At 43.3% G+C, this 21,632-nt stretch carries 16 protein-coding genes; 10 read left to right on the forward strand and 6 right to left on the reverse strand.

The genetic code is table 11. From position 1 onward, the window contains the following. Positions 1-238 precede the first annotated feature (238 nt). Complete coding sequence (gene mscL / locus IQ457_RS00165; RefSeq protein WP_200661607.1) at positions 239-682, forward strand: large conductance mechanosensitive channel protein MscL; 444 nt, start codon at positions 239-241, stop codon at positions 680-682. Positions 683-770: 88 nt separating this feature from the next. Here the strand turns inward: mscL and IQ457_RS00170 are convergent, their stop codons facing one another. The 6 genes from IQ457_RS00170 to cysM all read right to left on the reverse strand — a co-directional run bounded on the left by IQ457_RS00170 (position 771) and on the right by cysM (position 9,042). Next, the gene (locus IQ457_RS00170; protein WP_200661608.1) at positions 771-1,211 is read right to left on the reverse strand and encodes a hypothetical protein; all 441 of its coding nucleotides are present in this window, start codon (positions 1,209-1,211) and stop codon (positions 771-773) included. Positions 1,212-1,580: 369 nt separating this feature from the next. Further along, positions 1,581-2,516: a bifunctional DNA-formamidopyrimidine glycosylase/DNA-(apurinic or apyrimidinic site) lyase gene (gene mutM / locus IQ457_RS00175; RefSeq protein ID WP_200661609.1), complete on the reverse strand. Its 936-nt coding sequence runs from the start codon at positions 2,514-2,516 to the stop codon at positions 1,581-1,583. A gap of 64 nt (positions 2,517-2,580) precedes the next feature. Then, complete coding sequence (locus IQ457_RS00180; protein ID WP_200661610.1) at positions 2,581-5,133, reverse strand: RelA/SpoT family protein; 2,553 nt, start codon at positions 5,131-5,133, stop codon at positions 2,581-2,583. Between the two features lie 469 nt (positions 5,134-5,602). Then, positions 5,603-7,144, reverse strand: coding sequence for a 23S rRNA (uracil(1939)-C(5))-methyltransferase RlmD (gene rlmD, locus IQ457_RS00185; RefSeq protein WP_200661611.1), 1,542 nt, complete (start codon positions 7,142-7,144; stop codon positions 5,603-5,605). 77 nt (positions 7,145-7,221) lie between these two features. Then, positions 7,222-8,049 carry a 3'-5' exonuclease gene (locus IQ457_RS00190; RefSeq protein ID WP_200661612.1) on the reverse strand — a complete coding sequence of 276 codons (828 nt, stop codon included), beginning with the start codon at positions 8,047-8,049 and terminating at the stop codon, positions 7,222-7,224. Between the two features lie 24 nt (positions 8,050-8,073). Next, positions 8,074-9,042: a cysteine synthase CysM gene (gene cysM / locus IQ457_RS00195; RefSeq protein ID WP_200661613.1), complete on the reverse strand. Its 969-nt coding sequence runs from the start codon at positions 9,040-9,042 to the stop codon at positions 8,074-8,076. Between the two features lie 470 nt (positions 9,043-9,512). Here cysM and IQ457_RS00200 point away from each other — a divergent pair, with 470 nt between their 5' ends. From IQ457_RS00200 to rpsB, 9 genes are all read left to right on the forward strand, one after another. Then, on the forward strand, positions 9,513-13,016 hold the full coding sequence (locus tag IQ457_RS00200) for an ATP-binding protein (protein WP_200661614.1): 3,504 nt from the start codon (positions 9,513-9,515) through the stop codon (positions 13,014-13,016). 138 nt (positions 13,017-13,154) lie between these two features. Beyond that, positions 13,155-13,967 carry a crotonase/enoyl-CoA hydratase family protein gene (locus tag IQ457_RS00205; protein ID WP_200661615.1) on the forward strand — a complete coding sequence of 271 codons (813 nt, stop codon included), beginning with the start codon at positions 13,155-13,157 and terminating at the stop codon, positions 13,965-13,967. Positions 13,968-14,224: 257 nt separating this feature from the next. Further along, a complete protein-coding gene (locus IQ457_RS00210; RefSeq protein WP_144297562.1) occupies positions 14,225-15,484 on the forward strand; it encodes a multidrug effflux MFS transporter in 1,260 nt (419 codons plus the stop codon). Positions 15,485-15,866: 382 nt separating this feature from the next. Then, positions 15,867-16,733, forward strand: coding sequence for a substrate-binding periplasmic protein (locus IQ457_RS00215; RefSeq protein WP_200661616.1), 867 nt, complete (start codon positions 15,867-15,869; stop codon positions 16,731-16,733). 14 nt (positions 16,734-16,747) lie between these two features. Further along, complete coding sequence (locus tag IQ457_RS00220; protein ID WP_200661617.1) at positions 16,748-18,952, forward strand: ATP-binding protein; 2,205 nt, start codon at positions 16,748-16,750, stop codon at positions 18,950-18,952. A gap of 19 nt (positions 18,953-18,971) precedes the next feature. Beyond that, positions 18,972-19,334: a response regulator gene (locus IQ457_RS00225; protein WP_200661618.1), complete on the forward strand. Its 363-nt coding sequence runs from the start codon at positions 18,972-18,974 to the stop codon at positions 19,332-19,334. A 113-nt stretch (positions 19,335-19,447) separates the two neighbouring features. Beyond that, on the forward strand, positions 19,448-19,897 hold the full coding sequence (locus IQ457_RS00230; protein WP_200661619.1) for a chemotaxis protein CheX: 450 nt from the start codon (positions 19,448-19,450) through the stop codon (positions 19,895-19,897). A 41-nt stretch (positions 19,898-19,938) separates the two neighbouring features. After that, a complete protein-coding gene (locus IQ457_RS00235; RefSeq protein ID WP_200661620.1) occupies positions 19,939-20,388 on the forward strand; it encodes a chemotaxis protein CheX in 450 nt (149 codons plus the stop codon). A 389-nt stretch (positions 20,389-20,777) separates the two neighbouring features. After that, positions 20,778-21,587, forward strand: a complete 810-nt coding sequence (gene rpsB / locus IQ457_RS00240; RefSeq protein WP_068403976.1) for a 30S ribosomal protein S2 — start codon at positions 20,778-20,780, stop codon at positions 21,585-21,587. Positions 21,588-21,632: the final 45 nt, after the last annotated feature.

Consider the following 21,632-nt stretch of genomic DNA (forward strand, 5'->3'; position numbering starts at 1 on the left):
TTAGAAAAGTACTCAAAGCTAATTTTTCATGATTAGCTTTGACATCGAAAATTAGCAGTATAAGGTGAGCAAAATAAAGTTCACTTTATATTGCTTTTTTGTGTGCTTGGTTTTCATATATAATAAAAATGATCTAATCAATAAGTGCTATCTCTTTAAAAGGGTTTAAAAACTCAATATTAGAGAATCTAGTTCATCATCTATATAATAATTAATTGAACTTTCAAGGAGTGACATCATGAGTATGGTATCTGAGTTTAAGGAATTTGCTTTAAAAGGTAACGTAATGGACCTAGCAGTCGGTGTCATCATTGGTGGCGCTTTTGCGACTATTACGACTTCTTTAGTTGAAGACATTATCATGCCTATAGTCGCTTTTATTGCCGGCGGCGAAATTAATTTCAAAAACATGTTTTTTATACTAGGAGATGCGCCTGAAGGTGTGGCAATGACTTATGATGCACTTAAGGCAGCAGGCGTACCGGTGTTGGCTTATGGTAGCTTTATCACAGTGTTGATTAACTTCCTAATTTTGGCGTTTATCATCTTTATGATGGTAAAAATGGTTAATAGACTGCGTCGTAAAGATGAAGTGGAGGAAGCGGTTGCAGAGCCGTCAGAAGAGGTGCAATTACTGCGGGAGATTAGCGCTAAGCTGAGTAATACTCACCTTACAAAATAAAATTATATGATTCGCTTACCAAAATCAAAAAAGGCTAACAATAAGTTAGCCTTTTTTATTGTCGATTGATAAGCTCGAAGTTTTTTAATTAAGGTTTAACTACCACATAGTCATTGGTATTAATCAGAATTTCTGAGGGTTGATCGACGACAATACGGACCACGTTATTATCAACGACTTGTGACTTATAATAATTGTCTTCAGCAACCGTACAGCCTAGGCAGCGTCCCATGGCATCCCAAGGTTCAACGAATAATTTCTGCTGTGCTTGGTCGGCGTTACCGCCGATAAGCGAGAAGGGCAGACTAACAAGATAAGCGGCGGTGCCTGCCACAGCGGTCACTAACTGTAATGGTTTACCAACAATAGTATCAACTGCCATGGTCTCATAAGAGGGGCCAAAATCCGTTTCATCAATTTCTATCGCTGCTAGAGCGGGCTGCATGCTAGCAAAAATCAAGCTTATGCTTGCCATCATGGTCAGTAGTTTATATTTAGCTGTGCGTTTCATTTTAGCTGGAGCGCTCATAATGATATCCTAAAACTCATAAGAAGTATGATTCATAGCTGCTGCTATTTCCATACAGAGACAACTTCCCTATAGAAATAATGCGACAACGATAAGCATTGATAAATAGTTTTAATATTACAGATAAATAAACGCTTTGCACTATTTATGTAAATATTGGTACTATTAAAGCAAGATTTAAGCCAATAAGCAACAAAAATGCGCAGGATATATTTATATGAAAGATGTTTTTTAAAACTACTAAGTTTGAATGGAGTTTTTAATAGCGTTAAATCATATTTCCATAAAAAGTATTCATTGTGGCAATTTAGTGCTTTATAGCTTTGCAGACTTTTTAAATCTTCAGCTGTAAGGCAATTTAGAAATGCATCATTTGGTAGGCTGACAGTTAGGACAGAAGACACTGGCACGGCCATTTAGCTTAATATTTTCTAATAGCGTATCGCAATGCGGACAGGTTTCGCCCTGTCTACCATAAACATTTAATGTTTGCTGGAAGTAGCCGGTTTGACCGCTGGCAACGGTAAAATCGCGTAAAGTAGAGCCACCTAGCGTGATGGCCTTTTTTAAAATGGCTTTGATATGATCAACCAAGGTATCTATTTGCTCATAGGAGACTTCATTAGCTGGTGTTGCCGGATGAATACCTGATAAATAAAGGCTTTCAGTTGCATAAATATTACCAACGCCAACAACGACTTGCTGCTCCATAATTACTGATTTAATCGCGCGCTTGATAGACTGCTTGCTATTGGTTTTGTTAGCTATGTTGTTATCCGAGGTTTGATTTGGATTGTCCGAGCGCTGTATTAAATGATATAAATAATCAGCGGTAAAGTCTGCTGATAATGGCTCCGGACCCAAATGACCTAAAAGCTTAGGACCGTAATCTTTCAACCATAGCACTGAGCCAAATCGCCTCGGATCATAATAATGTAGCTGTGTTTGGCTATTATCAGCGCCGCTAAATGTCACTACTAAATGGTCATGTTTACGCTTATCGGTGCCATAGCTATGTTGCTGTAAGCTACCCGACATACCAAGGTGAATCAAAAGTTGACGCGGTGCTAAGCTATTTGGCTGAATAGAAGCGTTGGTATTAACAGAAGTGAGCGGTATAAAATTTAGGATTAAATACTTCGCTCGGCGCTCGACACTGTCCAAAGTATAATCAACCAGTTGGTTTAAATCATCGGGCATCGACCAGCGTAGCTTTGGTTGAAAAACTTTGACATCGACCACTTGTTGACCTAATAAAGGTGTCAGGCTGGTTTTGGTGGTTTCTACTTCCGGCAACTCAGGCATAGTATTTCTTATCAGACTCTATTATATATAAAGGTTATTTTCAAAGATTTTAAAGTTTAAGCTATCAAACAACAGCACGGCGAGCATGCAAAATACCATGCTGCTGCTCGAGCTTGGCAAGTAACTTAGACAAATGCGCGAGCCCTGAAACTTCAATATGAAACTTTAAAAAGGCGATATTGTCATCGTTACTGAGCGTCTCAACCTGACGAATATTGACGTTTTCTTTATCAATAATTTGGGTCAAATCACGTAGTAATCCGCGCCTGTCATAGGCTTCAACGTGAATGTCTACCGGCTGATAACGACCAGCTTTAACCGTCCAAGCCGCCTCAATTTCACGCTCAGGATCCCGTTCAATCAAGCGCAGGTATTCGGGGCAGCCACGGTTATGTACGCTGACGCCGCGCGATAAGGTAATGTAGCCTGCGATAGGTTCACCGTGGACAGGATGGCAGCAGCCGGCTAGGTTAATCTCGATATTATCCAAACCATCGATACGGATTTTATAAGCATCAAGTTTCCCCGCGTTTCTCGTATCGATACTTGGGGTGAAATCTTCTTCAGGTTTTTCAGGCTCTAAATCTAACTGACGAGAAATATGACTGGTCAATTGATTAAGACTGATATCACCCGTGACCAAACCAACCACGATATCATCGGTATTATTGACGTTAAAATGCTGGATATAATCGTTTAAATCAATACTGTTTGGGTGCACTGACAAGCGCTCAAGCTCTTTACTGAGCATTTGGCGACCTATCTCGATATTTTTATCGCGGTCTTGCTTATTGAACCATTGACGCAGTTTTGAGCGCGCGCGGTTGGTATGAATATAACCGAGCGAGGCGACTAGCCAATCGCGATTGGGTTCGCGCGAGGCTTTGGTAATAATCTCAACTTGTTCGCCCGTTTTTAACTGGTAAGTCAGCGGCACATAGCGCTGATTGACGCGCGCCGCTTGCGCTCGGTTACCGACTTGCGTGTGTACATAATAAGCGAAGTCCAGTACAGTGGCGCCTTTTGGTAATTCTGTAATATCGCCATCACGACTAAAGATATAAATACGCTCGAGCTCATCGAAATCAACCAACTGCTCATCATCGTCGAACTCGATTTCTTCTAATTCTTCGCCAGTCAGTAATGCTGAGCGCGGCTGATTGCGCGTTTCGTTATTAATCGATAAGAGCTGACGTAATGAGCTGATTCTTTGGTTAAGGTAATTGTCCTTTTTATTTTTCAGGCCTTCTTTGTAATTGACGTGTGCGCACATGCCAAGCTCGGCCTCGAAGTGCATTTCTTGAGTACGAATTTGCACTTCTAGCGACTTGTTTTCGGCAATGACGGCGGTATGTAGCGAGCGATAGCCATTTGATTTTGGATTGGTAATATAGTCGTCGAATTGCTCAGGGATATAGCGCCATAAACCGTGTACCAAGCCCAACACGTGATAGCAATCTGAAGGATTATTGACCAAGACCCGTAGCGCGCGAATGTCATATAGCTGATCAAAGGATAAACCTTTGAGCTTCATTTTTCGGTAAATAGAATAAATATGCTTGACGCGGCCTGAAACCTCGCCTTCGATACCCGCTTCCGCCAACGCTTCATTGAGCTTATCTTGTACGCGCTGAATATAAGACTCACGTTCGCTGCGTTTTTCTGATAACAGTTTGGCAATCTCTTTATAACGCTCAGGCGCCAGATAGCGAAAGGCTAAATCTTCAAGCTCCCATTTTAATTGGGCAATGCCCAGCCTGTGAGCTAGTGGCGCATAAATGGTCATAACCTCACGCGCGACCCGATATTGTCGCTCTTCACCAGAAAAAGTCAGTTCGCGCATGGCAAAGGTACGCTCGGCCAATTTAATCAGCACCACGCGGACATCGTTGGTCACGGAGATGAGCATGCTATAAATGTTGGAGAGCTGATCGCGCTGATTATTGACGAAATGGTCTTCTAAGCGCTTATTGCTTTCGATGATTTCCGACAGTTTTCCCATCGCCAAGGTATCTTTAACCAAAGTTGAGATATCGGCACCGAATTTTTTTTCAATTTCCGCGAGGCTAATAATCGATTTGCGGGCGCTACGATAAAGCATCGCGGCGACAAGCGCATTTTCATCTTGATAAAGGTAAGTCAAGATATCGGTCATGCCAATACCGGTGACATATGCGCCTGAACGTTCAGATTCACTGGTATTCATATGACTGCGGATAAATTCGCAAGCGCTAGCAAGATTGGGCACAGACTCTTGCCCGATACGCTTGGCAACATTATCCAGCCAAGTAGGGACGTCGATATTTATCTGATCTAAATCAATGGCTTCTAGTTCTTGTGCCGAAAGCGCATTGGCATCATTAAGCAATTGATTGTTTAAATATTCATCTTCAAGGTTAGGGTCATGGCTGTGGTAAGCATACTGAGCAGAGCGATCAAAGGTAGTATGCAGTTTATGAGTAGACAGCTGATATTTGATGTCGTGTGGAATTTGGGCATAGCTATTGGCAGACTGATGAGAGCGTTGGCTCGCGACCAGTTGTGCGGCCAATGTTGCGCTATCGGCTTGCGTGGTTTGTCCATCTACCAGCGGTAGCCCTTCACGAATTTTTACCATAGCCCACTCCTCTTAGCTATTCTAAATTGATTAAAAGCCCATTCACCAACCACACTTTGAGGTTTCCATAGGTAAAGTGTCAGCTATAAATCAATTCAGCCGCTAAAAAATCCATTTTTAGCAGCTATAAAATGACAGACATAAATAATATATAAAGCGCTGAGTAAGGATAAAGGATACTCACGATATCTTGTTGAAGAAAGCCTAAATACATTGGCTGTTATTATCTCATGTCACAATGACAAATCAAGCAAGGCTCTGTAATGATAATGTCGCTTTCGATAACATAACGCCTTTTTATCCCTATCGTTCAGGCCATTTTTGCTTAAATTAATAGGTTAAAAAAGGTCGTCTTTATTTATATCTGTCATACGTTATTTTGGTGTTTTAGAACAGCGTGTATTAAAGCACGCTGCCCTAAAATAAAGTCTTTTGAAACACCTTACTTTAAACATCATTAAAATTGATGCTAAGCGGACACTTTCTCAAAGCGTGCGATTGATTCGACGTGGCCGGTATGACAGAACATATCCATCACGCCTGCATGCGTCAAACGATAGCCTTGCTCTAACAAAGCTTTGGTATCGCGGGCAAGGGTAGCAGGGTTACAAGAGACATAGACAATACGCTCGGCATTGAACTTTGGCAGATACTGCATAATCTCCCACGCGCCCGAACGCGGTGGGTCAATGAGTAGCGCGTCAAAGCCTTGATTGGCCCAAGGTTTATCCGTGCAATCTTGTGTTAAGTCTTGGCTATAAAATACCGTATTAGTAATGCCATTGCGGCGTGCGTTATCGGCCGCGCGAGCGGTCATGGCTTCACTGCCTTCAACGCCGACCACCGCACCAGTTTCGCCGACCAAGCGCGCGAGTGGTAAGCTAAAGTTACCCAAACCACTGAATAAATCGAGCACCCGCTCACCCGCTTTTAAGTCTAACAAATCACAAGCAAGCTTGGTCATTTGACGATTGACCGATAAATTAACTTGAGTAAAGTCGGTTGGGATAAATTCAAAGGTCAAATCATACTCAGGTAATTGATAATATAAGCGCCCAAACTGCTCAGTCATATCGTCATGCTCAGTTAAGGCAATACGCTGAATGCTATCGGCGCCTTTTGATTGTAAATAGAGCTGCCAATTACGCGCTGCAAAGAAGGTTTTTAATTTTTCAATATCCGCATCTGATAATGGTGCCAAGTTACGTACAATCAGTGCAACCGGCTGATTACCATCAGGCAGCTCTGGCAGCGCTTCGCCCATGGCTAATTCAAGCTGAGCAATCTTGTCACGACTCTCAAGTGTGCTGATAAGCGCTTTTAGATTCTCAATTTCAAAGCCAATACGCGGGTCTAAGATATGACACTCATTTAATTCCGCTAAGAAGTTACTTGAGCGCTCACGGAAACCAACCAAGGCGGTTTCTTTTTTGGCGACATAACGCACGCCGAGTCGCGCTTTGGTACGGTAACCTAAGCGATCGCCAACCACGGGCGCGAGCCAATGCTCTGGTTCAACATTGGCTTGATGCATAAGCAATTCAGCAAGCACCGATTGCTTAAAGTTGATCTGACCATCGGGCTGCCAATGTTGCAAGCTACAGCCACCGCAAACACCGAAATGCGGGCAAGGTGCTACAGCGCGCTCAGGGTTTGGATTGGCAGTAACGCTCACCGCATCGCCTTCTTCAAAACTGCTACGGCTATTGGTGATTTTGACTAAGGCGCTTTCGCCCGGTAATGCAAAGCTGACAAAAATCTTTTTGCCATGTTTGTCTTCGATATGACCGTCGGCTTCACCGAAACCATTGCCATAAATAGCAACGCCGCGACCGTCATGCGACAAGCCATCTATTTTAAAGGGTAATGGCTCAGCATCTTTTAAACGGCGACGTGTTTTTGACGAAGGCTTAGATTTTTTCTTACTTGGCGGCATAGTAATGGTCTGAGCCTCGTTAGGCTGTTGGTTGACGTTTAGAGTAGTAAAGTCTTTTGAGTCGGTGGGCTGCATAAACCTGCCTTAATAATAAATAATAAGCAATAAAGGGTAAATAACTAAAAATGAGGGAGCCGTTGTCGTTAAGATGTTTAGTGTGGCGCAGGCGCAGACGACCAATCAGCAATAAACTCATGATGGCGAGGACTGCCATCTGCTTGGGTATAACTTGTTAAATAATCACGGCTTTGCTGCTGCCACCGCTCAAAATCTGGTGAGGACAATTGCCCTGTCAATCGCAGCCAGCGCAAATAAATCAGCCAAGTATTCATCACATCAGATTCGCAATATATTGAGAGCGTTTGCCAATCACCATTGCTCACCAGCTCGCCAACCATACTGCCATCGACATCGGTTTTACCGGGCAAACCATAAAGACTGGCGACGATATCCATGGCTTCGCGGCGGCTGGCACCGTATTGGCTAAATCTGTCCATCAAATCAAGATGGCGACTGTGGAAGCGATTAACGTAATTATCAAAGCGCATGTTTTTGATACGCTCGCCTTCTTCAAATAACCACGGCGCCGATAAGTCATACTGCATGGCGCGATAAATAAGCACCGGAATATCAAAGCCTGAGCCGTTCCAACTAATCAGCTGTGGCAGCTTTTCAAGGTCACTGAACGCGCGAAAAAACTTGCTCAGTATGTCTTTTTCGCTAAACTTATCGGCGGTCAAAGAAAACAGGGAAAATTTGCCGTCTTTAATATAAAGGGCAGAAATACAGACAATACGCTGCAAGGGCAAACGCATAAAATCGTGACCTGCTTCTTGGAGTCGCAGCGCTGTCAATGCGCTCAAAGCATCGGCATCGTTTAGCTCAGCCAACTGCGGATAGATACGGCGGGCAGCCTCGGTATCGGCAACCGTTTCAATATCAAAGACCAAGATAGGTTTGGACGAGAGGGCGTTTGACATAAATAATTCTGCCTATTTATAAGCTTATGGGGTGGCGTTATCCGTGCTATCGTCAGCGTCATTCACACTATATAGGCCCGTCGATAAATAACGATCACCGCGGTCGCAAACGATAAAAGCAATCACGGCATCAGGATTTGCTTTTGCGACTTCAGTAGCGGCCCATGCCGCTGCTCCTGATGACACACCAGCAAAAATACCTTCAGTTTTCGCCAATTTACGCATATAAACTTCGGCGACCCGCTGATCAACATCCATGATGTCATCAACCAAATCTGCTTTAAAAATACCGGGCATATAAGCGGCAGGCCAGCGGCGGATGCCAGCGATAGATGCTTCTTCGTCAGGTTGTAGACCGATGACTTTAATGTCAGGGTTTTGCTCTTTAAGATATTGTGCAACGCCAGTGATAGTACCTGTGGTGCCCATCGAGCTGATAAAATGGGTGATTTTACCGTCCGTTTGCGCCCACAGCTCAGGGCCGGTGGTCAAATAGTGCGCTTGTTTATTATCAGGATTGTTAAACTGATCGAGTACAATACCTTTACCGTCGGCTTGCATTTGCAGCGCCATATCACGCGAGGCTTCTATGCCTTCGTCGACTTCTATAAGCGTCGCACCATAAGCGGCCATCGCATCTTTACGTTCTTGGGTCGAGTTGGTTGGCATAAATAGGGTGATTGGATAGCCACGCATCGCCGCCACCATCGCCAAAGCAATGCCCGTATTGCCGCTGGTCGCTTCAATGAGCATATCGCCAGGTTTAATATCACCGCGCTGCTCCGCTTGATAAATCATATTAAAGGCCGGACGGTCTTTTACCGAGCCAGCAGGGTTATTGCCTTCGAGTTTGGCGAGCAATACCGCGCCATTGGCAATCTGCTCTTGCTCAGGCAGGCGATTCAATTTGACCAAAGGCGTCTTACCTACGCAATCGGCAAGGTCAGTGATTTGCGTAATAAAATTGGCGTTTGACTGGGCCGTAGCGGACATAAGTTATCCTTATCGATTATTAGTTTTTTAATAGGCGCTGTTTAAATAGCAGGTCAGTACTTGATGACCGTTAGAGATTGATTGTGGTCAATAAAAAGTTGCGTCATTATATCATTTTGTTTTCGCCTGCGCTTAATGCATAAATTTTTATTGAGGATAAGCAGTGTACTTATCTGCATAAACAAATAGGCATAAAAAAATACTAAAAGCGGACTGCTTACGATAACCTTTAAACAATAAAAGTGCATGAGTAAGTGAAGCGAGAAAAAAGTGAAGCGAGAAAAGTTTGCCAAGGAATGGTTAACCGCCTTCGTTAGAATCCTGCTAAGATAATCGCAAGTCATTCTTGATGACTCATCTTTAATGCTTAATAAGTTATGAATATCCAAGCGCACCGTAAAAGATTTGTCAGTAACAGCATTCATCAGCAATAGCATTTAGCGCCAAAATCAGTGGAGAATAAACCTAGCATGGCTTACAAAAAACGTTTTGATACCAGTAGTGCTTATGGTCAGCTGATTATATTGGTGTTTTTGCCGATTTGTTTATTGGCAGCGGTCGGTGGCATTTTGGTATTTTACGAAACCATGCGTGCCAGTAATTCAGAGCAAGAGGCGTTAGCAGAGGCGGTACTGATTCGTTATACGCCAACGATTGCGGAGTTGGTTCCTGAGTTATTAGAGCAAGAACAGGTAGAGAATAGCGATGATAAAAATAAGGCAGCGGACAACCCGCAAGCGGCGATAACAGCCTTAGAAGGTATTCAAGATAGGCTCGGGCGTATGCAGTCCGAGCAGCATGTCCAGCGTATTGCAATTATCAATCAAAACAATGAAGTGTTAGCAAGCGTCGGTTATGGCACTGAGGAAGCTTGGCCGCTGATAGAATCTGCAGAGCGCTTTTTATCGCAACAAACAACGCTCATTGGTACCGCTTACGGCAGTAGCTTGGGAGAGTTTGACGGGCAGCAATTGTGGCTCATGATTGATATGGATAATGAGCCGCTCTATATCGCCCGTTATCGTATCGCCATGGCGCTCGCGATTACGGGTTTATTTACGATTTTAATTTTGCTATTGAGCTTAAATATTTATTCAAAACGTTGGATTGCGCCGATTTATGAGCTGCGCCTGCAATTACAACGTACCCATGTCGACAATCTTTATCAGCCTATTCCGGTCGAATCGAATGGCGAGCTGAATTTATTGCAGCAAGATCTGGTCAGGACGTTACGTCGTCTCCATGCCAGCTTCCAAGATTTAAAAGATCATGCCGAGCAGACCGAAGATGATTTGCGCTTGGCATTTGATGAGATGGAAATGCAGAATATCTCTATCCGTAATGCCCGCGATGCGGCAATCTCAACCAGCCAAGCAAAATCGGCATTTTTGGCCAATATTAGCCATGAATTGCGAACACCGTTAAACAGTATTGATGGTTTTATTAATTTGCTGGCGCGTCACGGTGAGCTCAATCCCGAGCAAGATTTGTACGTGCAAACCATCCGTAAATCTTCGGCGCATCTATTGGCGCTAGTGAACGACGTCTTGGATTTTTCTAAAATTGAAGCGGGTAAATTGGTGCTCGACCGTCACGAGTTTGACCTTTATGACACCATTTATGACGTGGTGGATATGCTATCGCCGGTTGCTGCCGAAAAAGGTCTGCGCATGGCGGTGCTGTTTTATAACGACGTGCCGATGCGCATCAACGGCGATGCGTTGCGCCTCAAGCAAGTACTGACCAATATCGTCGGTAATGCGATTAAATTCACCGATAGTGGCGACGTGGTTGTACGCGTGAGCTTAGACGATCATCGCGACAATTATTTGATGATTAGCGTGCAAGATAGCGGTAAAGGGATTTCATTATCTGACCAAAAAATGCTCTTTCAAAGCTTTAGCCAAGGCGATCCGTCGATTACGCGGCAATACGGCGGTACCGGTTTGGGTCTGGTCATCTCCAAGCAGTTAACGCGGCTGATGGGTGGCGACATTGGCTTTTATGACAATGTGCAAGAAAACATCTCTAATCAAGGAGCGACGTTTTGGTTTCGAATGCCAGCCCATGTCGATGTCTTAGAGGCGGCAACTGGGCAAACGATTGAGTTGCCCGTGCTCGCGCCACTTGCCAGCGATACAGACGAGTTTAATGTACTGGTTTGGATCAATCATACCGCGTCGATACAGGTGCTCAAAGCCAGCTTACAACATTTACCGATTACCCTGAGCCAAGCAAACTCTTTACCGGGCGTACTTGAGTCGCTTAAAGAGCGCGGCAATTATTGGGATTGGGTTATCGTTGATGATGATACCCAAGACGATATGATGGCGCTGCTCAAACAGATTCGCCTGCATTATCAAGGAAAGCTGGCGGTATTTGGCTATCAAGTTGCCGCCGATCAAGCGCTGCTCAATCGTTATCATGCCAATATTTTGTATGAACCATTAGATAAAAGACAGCTCTATGCCATGCTTGATACGCAAAAACGCAACGCCCCGAGTGGCGTTCAAGAGCCGCGATGGAAGGGCGTGACCGTCTTGGCTGTCGATGACCATCTGCCGAACTTACTGGTGCTTGATGCGCTGCTAAGTGAACTTGGCATCCATGTCATTACCGCCAGCAGCGGTTTTGATGCGATAGAAATCATCAGTAAACAGCAAACTAAGCATATCAAAACTACTAAAGCTGACAGCCAAAGTCTGTCGAAAAAAACTCAAATATCTAAAGCCGAAGCGCGTGATGATGCTAGTAAATCGGCGGTTAATCCATTACATCTTGACGATACTACAACAGATGATAAAGGTAGTACGGCGCACAAAAACAGTATCGATTTGATATTTATGGATATTCAAATGCCGCGTATGTCAGGGCATGAAGCAGCGCGGCAAATCCGTAATATCGAAACCTCTGATCATCATATTCCGATTATCGCCTTAACGGCCCATGGTTTAGCCGATGAGCGCGATAAGCTGATTGCAAGCGGCATCAACGACTATGTTGGCAAACCCATTAGCCAGCCACAGTTGCTACAAGTGCTACAAAAATGGCTTGGCCGTACCGACTCAGTGCCGCCATTAACCACCATTCATAGCGATAACTTATACAGCTCTGACTTGCATAGCTCTAATTTGTCTAGCTCTGACCTACAAAGTGAGGTGAATCAAAACGCCTTGACGTCTTATGCAGATGTGACAACCCCAACTTATCCTTTGCTCAAAGATAACGAGGATAGTCGTATCGCCAATGCCAGTGCTGATACTAAAGTGAAGAGTCCGGCAAAAATTACCCGACCCTTATCATTAAAGAAAATCCGCGATGACTATTTGCGTGACAGTCAGCCGCGTGAAGAATATAGACGCGAGACGCCGCGCGAAACCCAACCACGTTACGAGAAGCCACGCTATGAAAAGCCACACTATGAGAATCTGCATTATCAAGGGCAGGGGCAAGTACCATTGGCTTATCCGCCTTATCAAATGTCAGAGCGTGCTAAAGATGAACAAGCAGTAAATACCGCACACGGGCAAAATAATACGGATATGGGCGCAAATACCCTTGATACCTCGGAGATTTTAAATTGGCAAGATGCGTTGACGCGCTCAGCCAATAAACCCGATTTGGCTGCCAAGCTCATCATCATGATGCTCGATACCATCAATGATGAAAAGCAAGCGTTGATGCAGGCTTGGGAGAGCCGTAACCGCAGTGCGCTGGCGCAAATTGCCCATCGTATCTTAGGTGGCAGCCGTTATACCGGCGTGCCGCAGCTACGTCAAGCCAGCCAAGACTTAGAAGATAAATGCTTATTAAATATTCAACATACCACGCCGGCTCAATTTGCGATGTTAGAGCCTTATTATGAAGCGTTATTGACGGCGTTAAACAATCTACAAACCCTCGATTTATCGGCGTATCCGCAGCTTAATTATCATCGTCTAAGTGAAAATGATATGACGTGGAAAATGATTTAAAGCGGATAATCATAAAACCGCTGAGGCTAAACGATACCCTAGCAGTCAGTTATTGATAAGGAAGGGCGAGTGCAAGGCTGTTAATATTAAACGGATTAACAAACTCTCTAAGTGTTTTATTTATTATTAAGGATGATTATGCACGCTATTGCCACGTATCAGTATGAGACATTACAAGTCAGCGCCACTGACAATATAATAACGGTGACCATCAATCGACCGGAAAAAAAGAACGCTATGAGTTTTAAAGTGGTGCAAGAGTTAATCGCGGTCGCCGGTCGAATCAGTAAAGATAAAACGGTACGTGCGGTGATTCTTAATGGCGCAGAGGGCACGTTTTGTGCTGGTATCGATTTGGGCGATTTAAACCATCCTAAGAATCAAGCGTTTGCGCTATGGGAACTTATTAAACCTTGGCAAAGTCTCTTTCAACGCGTCTGTTTGGTTTGGCGTGATGTGCCTGTGCCAGTGATTGCGGTTTTAGAAGGTTACTGTATTGGCGCAGGCTTACAACTGGCGCTGGCTTGTGATGTGCGTATTAGCCATCCTGAGTGTAAATTGTCGATTATGGAAGCCAAGTGGGGGCTAGTTCCTGACATGGGCATAACGCAATCAGGGTTTGGTGTTGTACGCGCTGATGTCTTAAAGGAGCTGGCAATGACCGCGCGTACCGTCAATGCCGAGGAAGGCAAAGCGCTTGGCTTGGTCAGCCATTGTAGTGAAACGCCACTTGAGCGGGCGCAAAAGCTTGCCGCCGAGTTTGCTGAGCGCTCACCCGATGCGGTGCTGGCAAGCAAACGCGTTATCAATGCCATGTTTGACCAGCCAGCTACCACGCTATATAAAGAAAAATTTTGGCAACTAAAAATGATGTTTGGTCGCAACCGTAAACTGGCACTTAGAAAAGCCAAGCAAGCCAGTACCGCTTTTGGCAAACGTCAATTCCGTTAAAAAATCAGCCATATTTGGCAACTGTACTTGAGTGAGATAGGTTTATTTTACTCACATCAAGCATGTATTGAATTACAAGCAGATAGTGCAATATAGCACTATCTGTTTTTTTATCTGTTTTTTTATCTGTTTACGTTGCTGCTTGTTCGTAGACGGTATTTTTAAAAGGCTTGTTCTGTAATAAAAGTCGATTAAAATTACCCAACAAACCACGTATCAATAATAAAATAAACCTTTCTCTATCATATGGTCTCATTATGTCTGCTCCAAAACCCTCCCTGCCCAATAAACCCAATGCTGCTGACCGAGTGCGCTCTGCTGATTTGCCCGTTGCATGGATTATGATGCTTGGGCTTATCGTAGCGGTCGGGCCATTATCGATTGATATGTATTTGCCAGCATTGCCGTCGATGGCAGAGGATTTTGGCGTATCGACCGCCTTTATGGCCAACTCTGTGCCAGCCTATTTTCTTGGTTTAGTATTTGGTCAGCTGTTTTATGGCCCCTTTAGTGATCGTGTCGGTCGCGTCAAACCGTTATATATGGGCATGATTTTATATGTGATTGCCTCGATTGTCTGTGCGACGACCGATAATGAATACGTATTGTTTATCGGTCGAACCTTTCAGGCACTGGGCGCGTGCGTGGGAGCGGTTGTGACGCGGGCGGCAATACGTGACCGCCTGACAGCCAAACAAACCGCTAAAGCTTTTTCTATTATGATATTGGTTATGGGTTTAGCGCCAATCTTAGCGCCATCTCTTGGGGCTTTATTTTTAAAGTTCTTTAGTTGGCATTCTATTTTTTGGTTTTTGGCCGCCTTTGGGGCGTTAAATTTATTACTGACCAAGTTTTTCTTTTTTGAAACCTTGACTGAAGAAAACCGTAACGTCCGTCCTGCCAAAGAAGTGCTCAGTCAATATTGGGATTTGTTAAAAGACCCAACCTTTAACTATCCTGCGATTGGTGGCGGCTTATTAATGGGCGCGATGTTTGTCTATATCAGCTCAGCTTCTGAATTAATCATGGATACCTATGGCGTCTCAGCCACCCATTTTGGTTGGTTATTTGGGATGAATGCGGCAGGGTTTGTAGGTTTGACGCAGCTGAATCAATGGTTAACCAATCGTTTTCGTATTTTAAGTATCCTACGTTTTGGCGCGATGATGCAGGTCATCTCAGCTGCGGCACTGTTTGTAACCGGTATTATTTTTGGTACGGATGCATGGTTACCGCTGGTTTTAGCCTGTATTTTCTTTTGTATTGCGGGCTTGGGTCTGACGCAACCAAACGCCTCGGCCATTGCGCTTGCTTTTCAAAAACGCCGTGCGGGTATGGCTAGTGCTTTGCAAGGCTCGTTGATGTTTTCGGTCGGTATTTTTGGTGGTTTATTATTAAACTTATTTCCTCTCAATCCAGTGTTAAAAATCGGTATTGCACTCTTTGTACTCATGAGTTTGGGTGCGTATTTAATTTGGCAGATAGACCGTGATTTGGATTTGGATACTGCGGAGTGATTAGCCGATAAATTTCATGTAATTTTAGTTTTCATAAAAAAGTATTCAGAGCGTTGCAAGTGTCTGAATACTTTTTTTATGTCTGCTATTTTCTTAAAATTTCCCCATTCTTTCAAGAATTTCTCTTAGATGAGATTTTTTATCGAACATTTATTTGTCTATTAATCTAGTCAAAATATTGTTTCTACTTCCTATTTTATATGCGTTTATTGCCATATATAAAAGTCTGTACGCTATAACCGAATATAAATGTTGCAATGCTAGAATTGCTCAATTATTATCCAGCGTAACTTCTTGTAATAGATTGTTGTATAAGTATTACAACGATTTTTAGGAGTATTTTTTTAATTTGTAATACAACGCCGAGGCATAAGGATAGGATATGAAGCAGTTATATCGAGTGTTACCGATTATGTTGAGTGTGGGCTTATTTGGTTGTGGTAACTCTACAACTCAAGAAAGCTCTGATGCCAACGGTGCGACCGATAATAAAGACAACTTCGTCAGTCAGCTACCTGATACAGCGCCAGTGATAAAAGTTGCGACTACAGGCACGATGCCGCCGTTTTCTTTTCAAGATGACTACGGCAATATGCAGGGTATTGATATTGATTCGATTCGTGCTATCGGCGAGGAGCAAGGTTTTAAAGTTGAGTTTTATAAAGAAACTTGGCAAAACATGTTTGATAGCGTGGCATCAGGTGGTCGTGATTTAGCGATATCAGGCATCTCTTACAAAGACGACCGTGCTGAAAAATATGGTTTATCTGATACTTACTTTTTTAATCCATCTTCAATCATGTATGCAAAAAGTAATGTAAAAATTAATGGCATAGAAGACTTACAAGGTATGCATGTCGCTGCTATGGAAGGTTCAAAGCAAGATGACCAGCTCAGAGCAATGGGCAAATATAGTGAAATGACGACCGAAAGCACAGCTTTCTTGCTATTTGAAGACCTTATGCAAGGAAAGGTTGACGTGATTTTGCATGATTTACCTATTTTACAATATACGGCAAAGAATCATCCTGAACACAAGGTGACTATCGTACCTTATGAAGGTGAAGACAACCCTTCAGCTCAGCAAGTGATATTGATGGCAAAGGGTAATGCCAAACTTATCAAGAGCATTAACGAGGGTATTGCTAAGCTCAAAGAAAAAGGTAAGTTTAGAGATATTGAGCAAAAATGGTTGGGCGAGACTGCTCCTGCTACTAATACCAATACTAACAGTCAGCAAACGAACTAAGGGGCTCAAAGAAGATGGCAACCACACATAATATCGAAAATAAGCGCTATCGCAGTCTAATTGTTTCGATCGCACTGTTTTTATCATTGATTGGCGCATTGCTGGCATTTACTTTTTATACATCAAGCTTACTTGAAAGAAATACCGTTTTAATTGACCAAACCAACCAAGTTGCCAATAGCGCTCAAGCAGTAATCAAAGATCTATTCGACTTAGATAATAGCTATGGTGAAGATACCAACTCTCCGCATATCCAGCGGGTTTTAGAGCGTTTGGAACAGAATGCAACGCTCATTACTAGTTCTATTAATGCGATCGAACAAGGTGGCGAAATTACCGATATTGATGGTAAACGCTATAATTTACCATCAATCAACAGTCAGTCTCAGACTCAAATTACGGCGGCTAATGAACAATGGCAGCTTTTAGAACCCAAGATCCAAGCTTATCTAAAAGACGCTGATAATATCATGGTCGATTCGTCTGATGAATTGACTCAAGCAGTAGAGCAAGCGAAGACCTCAAGTTTGCTTATTAACGATTCGTTAGACCAGCTTACCGATGAAGTGTTTATTAACGCGGAACGCCAAGCAAATACCATTCGTCTGATTCAGATATTGGGTGTTGCGGCTATTTTTGCTTACTTCCTAATCTTCGTATTCTTCTTTGTACGTCGTTTGCGTGATACTGATGCTGAAGCATTGGCGGCTCGTCGCGAAACGCAAGAAATCATGGAAACCGTAAATACGGGCCTATTCTTGTTAGATAAAGATTTGAACATTGGTCAGCAGCATTCACGCGCCCTAAACGGCATTATCGGTGAAGACAGATTGTCAGGTGAAAACTTTGCTGATGTACTACGTGGCCGTATTTCAGACAAGGATTTGAAAACCACGCGTCAGTTTATCGAGCAGTTATATAACCCACGTGTTAAAGAAAAATTGGTTGATTCACTCAATCCATTGAACAAAGTCATGCTGCACAATACTTCTGGTGAAGAGAGCGCAACAAATCGCTACCTCGACTTTAAATTTTCACGCGTTTATGAAGACAAAGACATTGCGCGCATTTTGGTCAACGTTAACGACGTCTCAGATGCGGTTTATTTAGAGCAGCGCTTAGAAAAAGAGCGTTCACAAAACGACATGCAAATTGAGATGTTGACCACCATCTTAAACGTCAATCCAAAAATCATTAATGAGTTTATTAGCAATACCAAAGCTCATATTGATAAGATGAACAATATCTTGAAAAATCCTGGTAGCTCGCAGTTTGAGCTGGAAGGTAAGCTGAATGCCATTTATCGCGAAATGCACAGCTTAAAAGGTGAAGCATCGGCTCTTAAATTGCACAGCTTTACCAAAATTGCTGCAGACGCAGAAGACAAACTTGATGCGCTGCAAAATCAGGGCAAGCTATCAGGTAATAACTTCTTACCACTGGCTGTCCATTTGGATGACTTACTCAGCCTATCAAACACCATTGAGACATTAGGTGAGCGTATTAACCAAGCCGCGCCAAAGAGTCATGCAAGCGCTCAGCCGATGAAAAAAGCAGCTGTGACCGCCAGTTTATCAAGTACCAACCATGCGTCAGCAGCAAATCAATCAGTTGCCACTGCTTCTTTTGCCGGCGGCAATAATATTGATTTGAATGACGATGTCGCTGAAGAGCAGTTGGCTTACTATCAAGATTTTGCGCAAGATATCGCGGTTAGACAAGGCAAACAAGTACAGCTAAATGGTCATAACTTAGCGCACGTTACCATCCCTGAACGTCTGAAAAAACCGGTTCGGGAAATCAGTATTCAGTTATTACGTAATGCAGTGGTACACGGTATCGAGTCTCCTGAAGCGCGTCAGGCTGCTGGTAAGTCTGCCATCGGTAGTATTGATTTAGAGATGCAACGTGATGCGCAAAACTTAATCATCGTATTACAAGATGACGGTCAAGGCATCAACTACGAAGGCATCCGCAATAAATTAATTGCCGCTGGTCGCTATAACAGTGAAGACGCAAGCGCGCTTACGGAAGGTGAGTTGCTTAAAACGTTGTTTACTTCTGGCTTTTCGACCAAAGAGCATGCGGACGAAGATGGTGGACGCGGCGTGGGCTTAGATGTCATTAAGGCTTTAGTAAAAGAGTATGACGGTAAGCTTAATGTAAACAGTGAGCTTGGCAAAATGACCCGTTTTGTCATCACCTTACCGACTGCGTAATTAAGGATAAAAAGATATTATGTACAAATTAATGATTGTTGATGATTCAAATATCATTCGAAACCGTATTCAGCGTGCTTATGATTCAGGTAAGTTCATGCTAGTGGCGACGGCGACCAGTGGTGTGCAAGCGATTGAGAAATTTAATATACATCGTCCGGATGTGGTTACCATGGATTTGACCATGCCGCAAATGGATGGGCTTGAATGCATTGCAAAAATCATTGCAATAGACCCTGAGGTGCGGATTTTGGTGGTGTCGGCGTTGTCTGATAAATCGACGGGTATTGAAGCTTTATCACTGGGCGCGAGCGGATTCTTGTGTAAGCCTTTTTCAGAAGAAGAGCTGGTAGAGTCTTTGTATGAGCTTGTACAAGACTAGCATCTAGGGCGTATCCTCCATTTAATTTATAAGCTTAGCTCGTTTTTACGGCTATCTTTAAATGAGGACACCCCTAATCAATTTAGTAAATATATTATTAAAGAATACATATTATGAAAGAGCAAAAGTTACAAATTTTTGTGAGTATCATTACCAATTATTTTAATCAGTTTGGCAATGAAGAGCTTGTCGTTGATACCCCTTATTTACTAGAAAATCAACAGCCAAAAGTCCATGACTACACTGGTGTCATCGGTATCTCAGGGGTACAAAAAGGCGTGGTTTATTTTTCTGCCACTAGCTCGCTATTAAATAGTATCCTCGATAGTATGGGCGAAACGGATAAAAGCGAAGATAATTTGGTCGATCTTGCTGGTGAGGTTGCCAATACTATATCGGGTAATGCGCGCAACGAATTTGGCTCAGAGTTTCATATCTCTGTACCACTGGTGTTTAAAGGCTCACCGCAAAGCATTATCCTACCTAAAGATGGGCGTTCTTTTATCATTCCAGTCAGTTGGCGCGGTCAAATTGGTGAGATTGTGGTTTGTCTACAAGACTAAACACAGCCCCTAATAATGATTAATACGGACGACAAACGATTATGGTTAATGTAGATAAGTTAGGCGTCTTTTTAAGCTCAATCAGTGCGTTTTTTGCACAGATTGATGATGAGTCAGTAGTGATTGATACGCCGTATTTGAATAGTAATAAAAATGCCGTGGGTTATGATTATAGCGGTATGATTAAAATCTCTGGACCGCTTGAAGGGTGCGTTTACGTCAGCGCGCCAAGCACTCTTTTACGTGAAGTCATCAAAGTAATGGGCGAGCCTGACTCCTCTATTACGATGATGAAAGACTTGTTGGGTGAGATGGCAAACACCATTTCAGGTAACGCGCGTACTGAGTTTGGTGCCGATTTTATTATTTCACCGCCCAAAATCATTGAAGGCATACCGAGTATTCCTTACTTACCAAAAGACCGCCAAAGCTATATCACGCCTTTTACATGGCGCGGCTACAAGGCAGTCATTGGTATCTCTATCGCTTAGTTTTAAACTGAGCACACAAGAATAAGAGCGAATAATAAGGTAAAGAAAAACGACGTTTATACGTCGTTTTTTTATGGGCAATAATCCGTTGGAGCTGCATAATAGCGCTAGCAGTCGCTAAGCGTTATATGGTAAAATACAGCCCAGCTATTTTTATCATTCAGTATTATTCTGAACTTTCAAATCATAGCTCAATTTTTAAATCAACCCATCAAACAATGACACACACATCATGGCAAAAAATTGCTGGGTGTTTGGCGACTTGATTAATTTGCAAAAAAGTTAGTGCTGTTTCAATAAACGTTAAACATTAACCGTTAGCAAATGCGTGTCGCTAGATAGGCAGTTTTTGTGATGTGGAGGCATAACCCAACCAATAGGAATTTCACATGGCTTCAAACAATCCAACCAAAATCGAAATGCGCGACTTATTACAAGCTGGCGCTCACTTTGGTCACCAAACACGTTTTTGGAATCCAAAAATGGGTCCATACATCTTTGGCGCCCGTAACAAGATTCATATCATCAACTTAGAGCACACAGTAAAAGCGTTTAACGAAGCATTGACTTACGTAAACGGCCTAGCTGCTAAGAAAAACAAAGTATTATTCGTCGGTACTAAACGCGCAGCAAGCGGCGTTATCCGCGAGCAAGCACAACGCGCTGGCATGCCATACGTTGACCATCGCTGGTTAGGTGGTATGTTGACTAACTGGAAAACCCTACGTCAGTCAATCAATCGCCTAAAAGAGCTTGAAAAACAATCTGAAGACGGTACTTTTGCTAAGCTGACTAAGCGTGAAGCATTAGAGCGTACTCGCGATATGGAAAAACTTGAGCGTTCATTGGGCGGTATCAAAGACATGGGGGGCCTACCTGACGCAATCTTCGTCGTCGACGTTGACCATGAAGCAATCGCTATCAAAGAAGCTAAAAATCTAGGTATCCCAGTTATCGGTATCGTTGATACCAACTCAAACCCAGATAACGTTGATTACATCATTCCAGCTAACGATGATGCTATCCGTGCTGTGACTTTGTATGTAACTTCTATTGCTGATGCGATTATCGCTGGTAAAGAATACGCACAAACTCAAGCAGGCGGTAAAGCTGACCAAGCACAAGACGCTGAGCAGGCTCCTGCCACTGAAGCGGCAGCTGACGCGAAAACTGAAGAAGCAGCGACTCCAGCAGAGTAATTGCTAAGCGATAAGGTTTAACTTTGTAAGGATGCCTTGATAGTT

The organism is Psychrobacter sp. M9-54-1 (genome assembly GCF_016613355.1).
In the GTDB taxonomy this organism is placed as follows: domain Bacteria; phylum Pseudomonadota; class Gammaproteobacteria; order Pseudomonadales; family Moraxellaceae; genus Psychrobacter; species Psychrobacter faecalis.

What these genes read in the sequence shown, in the direction of transcription:
- IQ457_RS00215 (WP_200661616.1), top strand. Translation starts at nt 15,867, where the DNA reads ATGAAGCAGTTATATCGAGTGTTACCGATTATGTTGAGTGTGGGCTTA.
- rlmD (WP_200661611.1), bottom strand. Translation starts at nt 7,144, where the DNA reads ATGCAGCCCACCGACTCAAAAGACTTTACTACTCTAAACGTCAACCAA.
- IQ457_RS00200 (WP_200661614.1), top strand. Translation starts at nt 9,513, where the DNA reads ATGGCTTACAAAAAACGTTTTGATACCAGTAGTGCTTATGGTCAGCTG.
- IQ457_RS00220 (WP_200661617.1), top strand. Translation starts at nt 16,748, where the DNA reads ATGGCAACCACACATAATATCGAAAATAAGCGCTATCGCAGTCTAATT.
- mutM (WP_200661609.1), bottom strand. Translation starts at nt 2,516, where the DNA reads ATGCCTGAGTTGCCGGAAGTAGAAACCACCAAAACCAGCCTGACACCT.
- mscL (WP_200661607.1), top strand. Translation starts at nt 239, where the DNA reads ATGAGTATGGTATCTGAGTTTAAGGAATTTGCTTTAAAAGGTAACGTA.
- rpsB (WP_068403976.1), top strand. Translation starts at nt 20,778, where the DNA reads ATGGCTTCAAACAATCCAACCAAAATCGAAATGCGCGACTTATTACAA.
- IQ457_RS00205 (WP_200661615.1), top strand. Translation starts at nt 13,155, where the DNA reads ATGCACGCTATTGCCACGTATCAGTATGAGACATTACAAGTCAGCGCC.
- IQ457_RS00190 (WP_200661612.1), bottom strand. Translation starts at nt 8,049, where the DNA reads ATGTCAAACGCCCTCTCGTCCAAACCTATCTTGGTCTTTGATATTGAA.
- IQ457_RS00170 (WP_200661608.1), bottom strand. Translation starts at nt 1,211, where the DNA reads ATGAGCGCTCCAGCTAAAATGAAACGCACAGCTAAATATAAACTACTG.
- IQ457_RS00235 (WP_200661620.1), top strand. Translation starts at nt 19,939, where the DNA reads ATGGTTAATGTAGATAAGTTAGGCGTCTTTTTAAGCTCAATCAGTGCG.
- cysM (WP_200661613.1), bottom strand. Translation starts at nt 9,042, where the DNA reads ATGTCCGCTACGGCCCAGTCAAACGCCAATTTTATTACGCAAATCACT.
- IQ457_RS00180 (WP_200661610.1), bottom strand. Translation starts at nt 5,133, where the DNA reads ATGGTAAAAATTCGTGAAGGGCTACCGCTGGTAGATGGACAAACCACG.
- IQ457_RS00225 (WP_200661618.1), top strand. Translation starts at nt 18,972, where the DNA reads ATGTACAAATTAATGATTGTTGATGATTCAAATATCATTCGAAACCGT.
- IQ457_RS00230 (WP_200661619.1), top strand. Translation starts at nt 19,448, where the DNA reads ATGAAAGAGCAAAAGTTACAAATTTTTGTGAGTATCATTACCAATTAT.
- IQ457_RS00210 (WP_144297562.1), top strand. Translation starts at nt 14,225, where the DNA reads ATGTCTGCTCCAAAACCCTCCCTGCCCAATAAACCCAATGCTGCTGAC.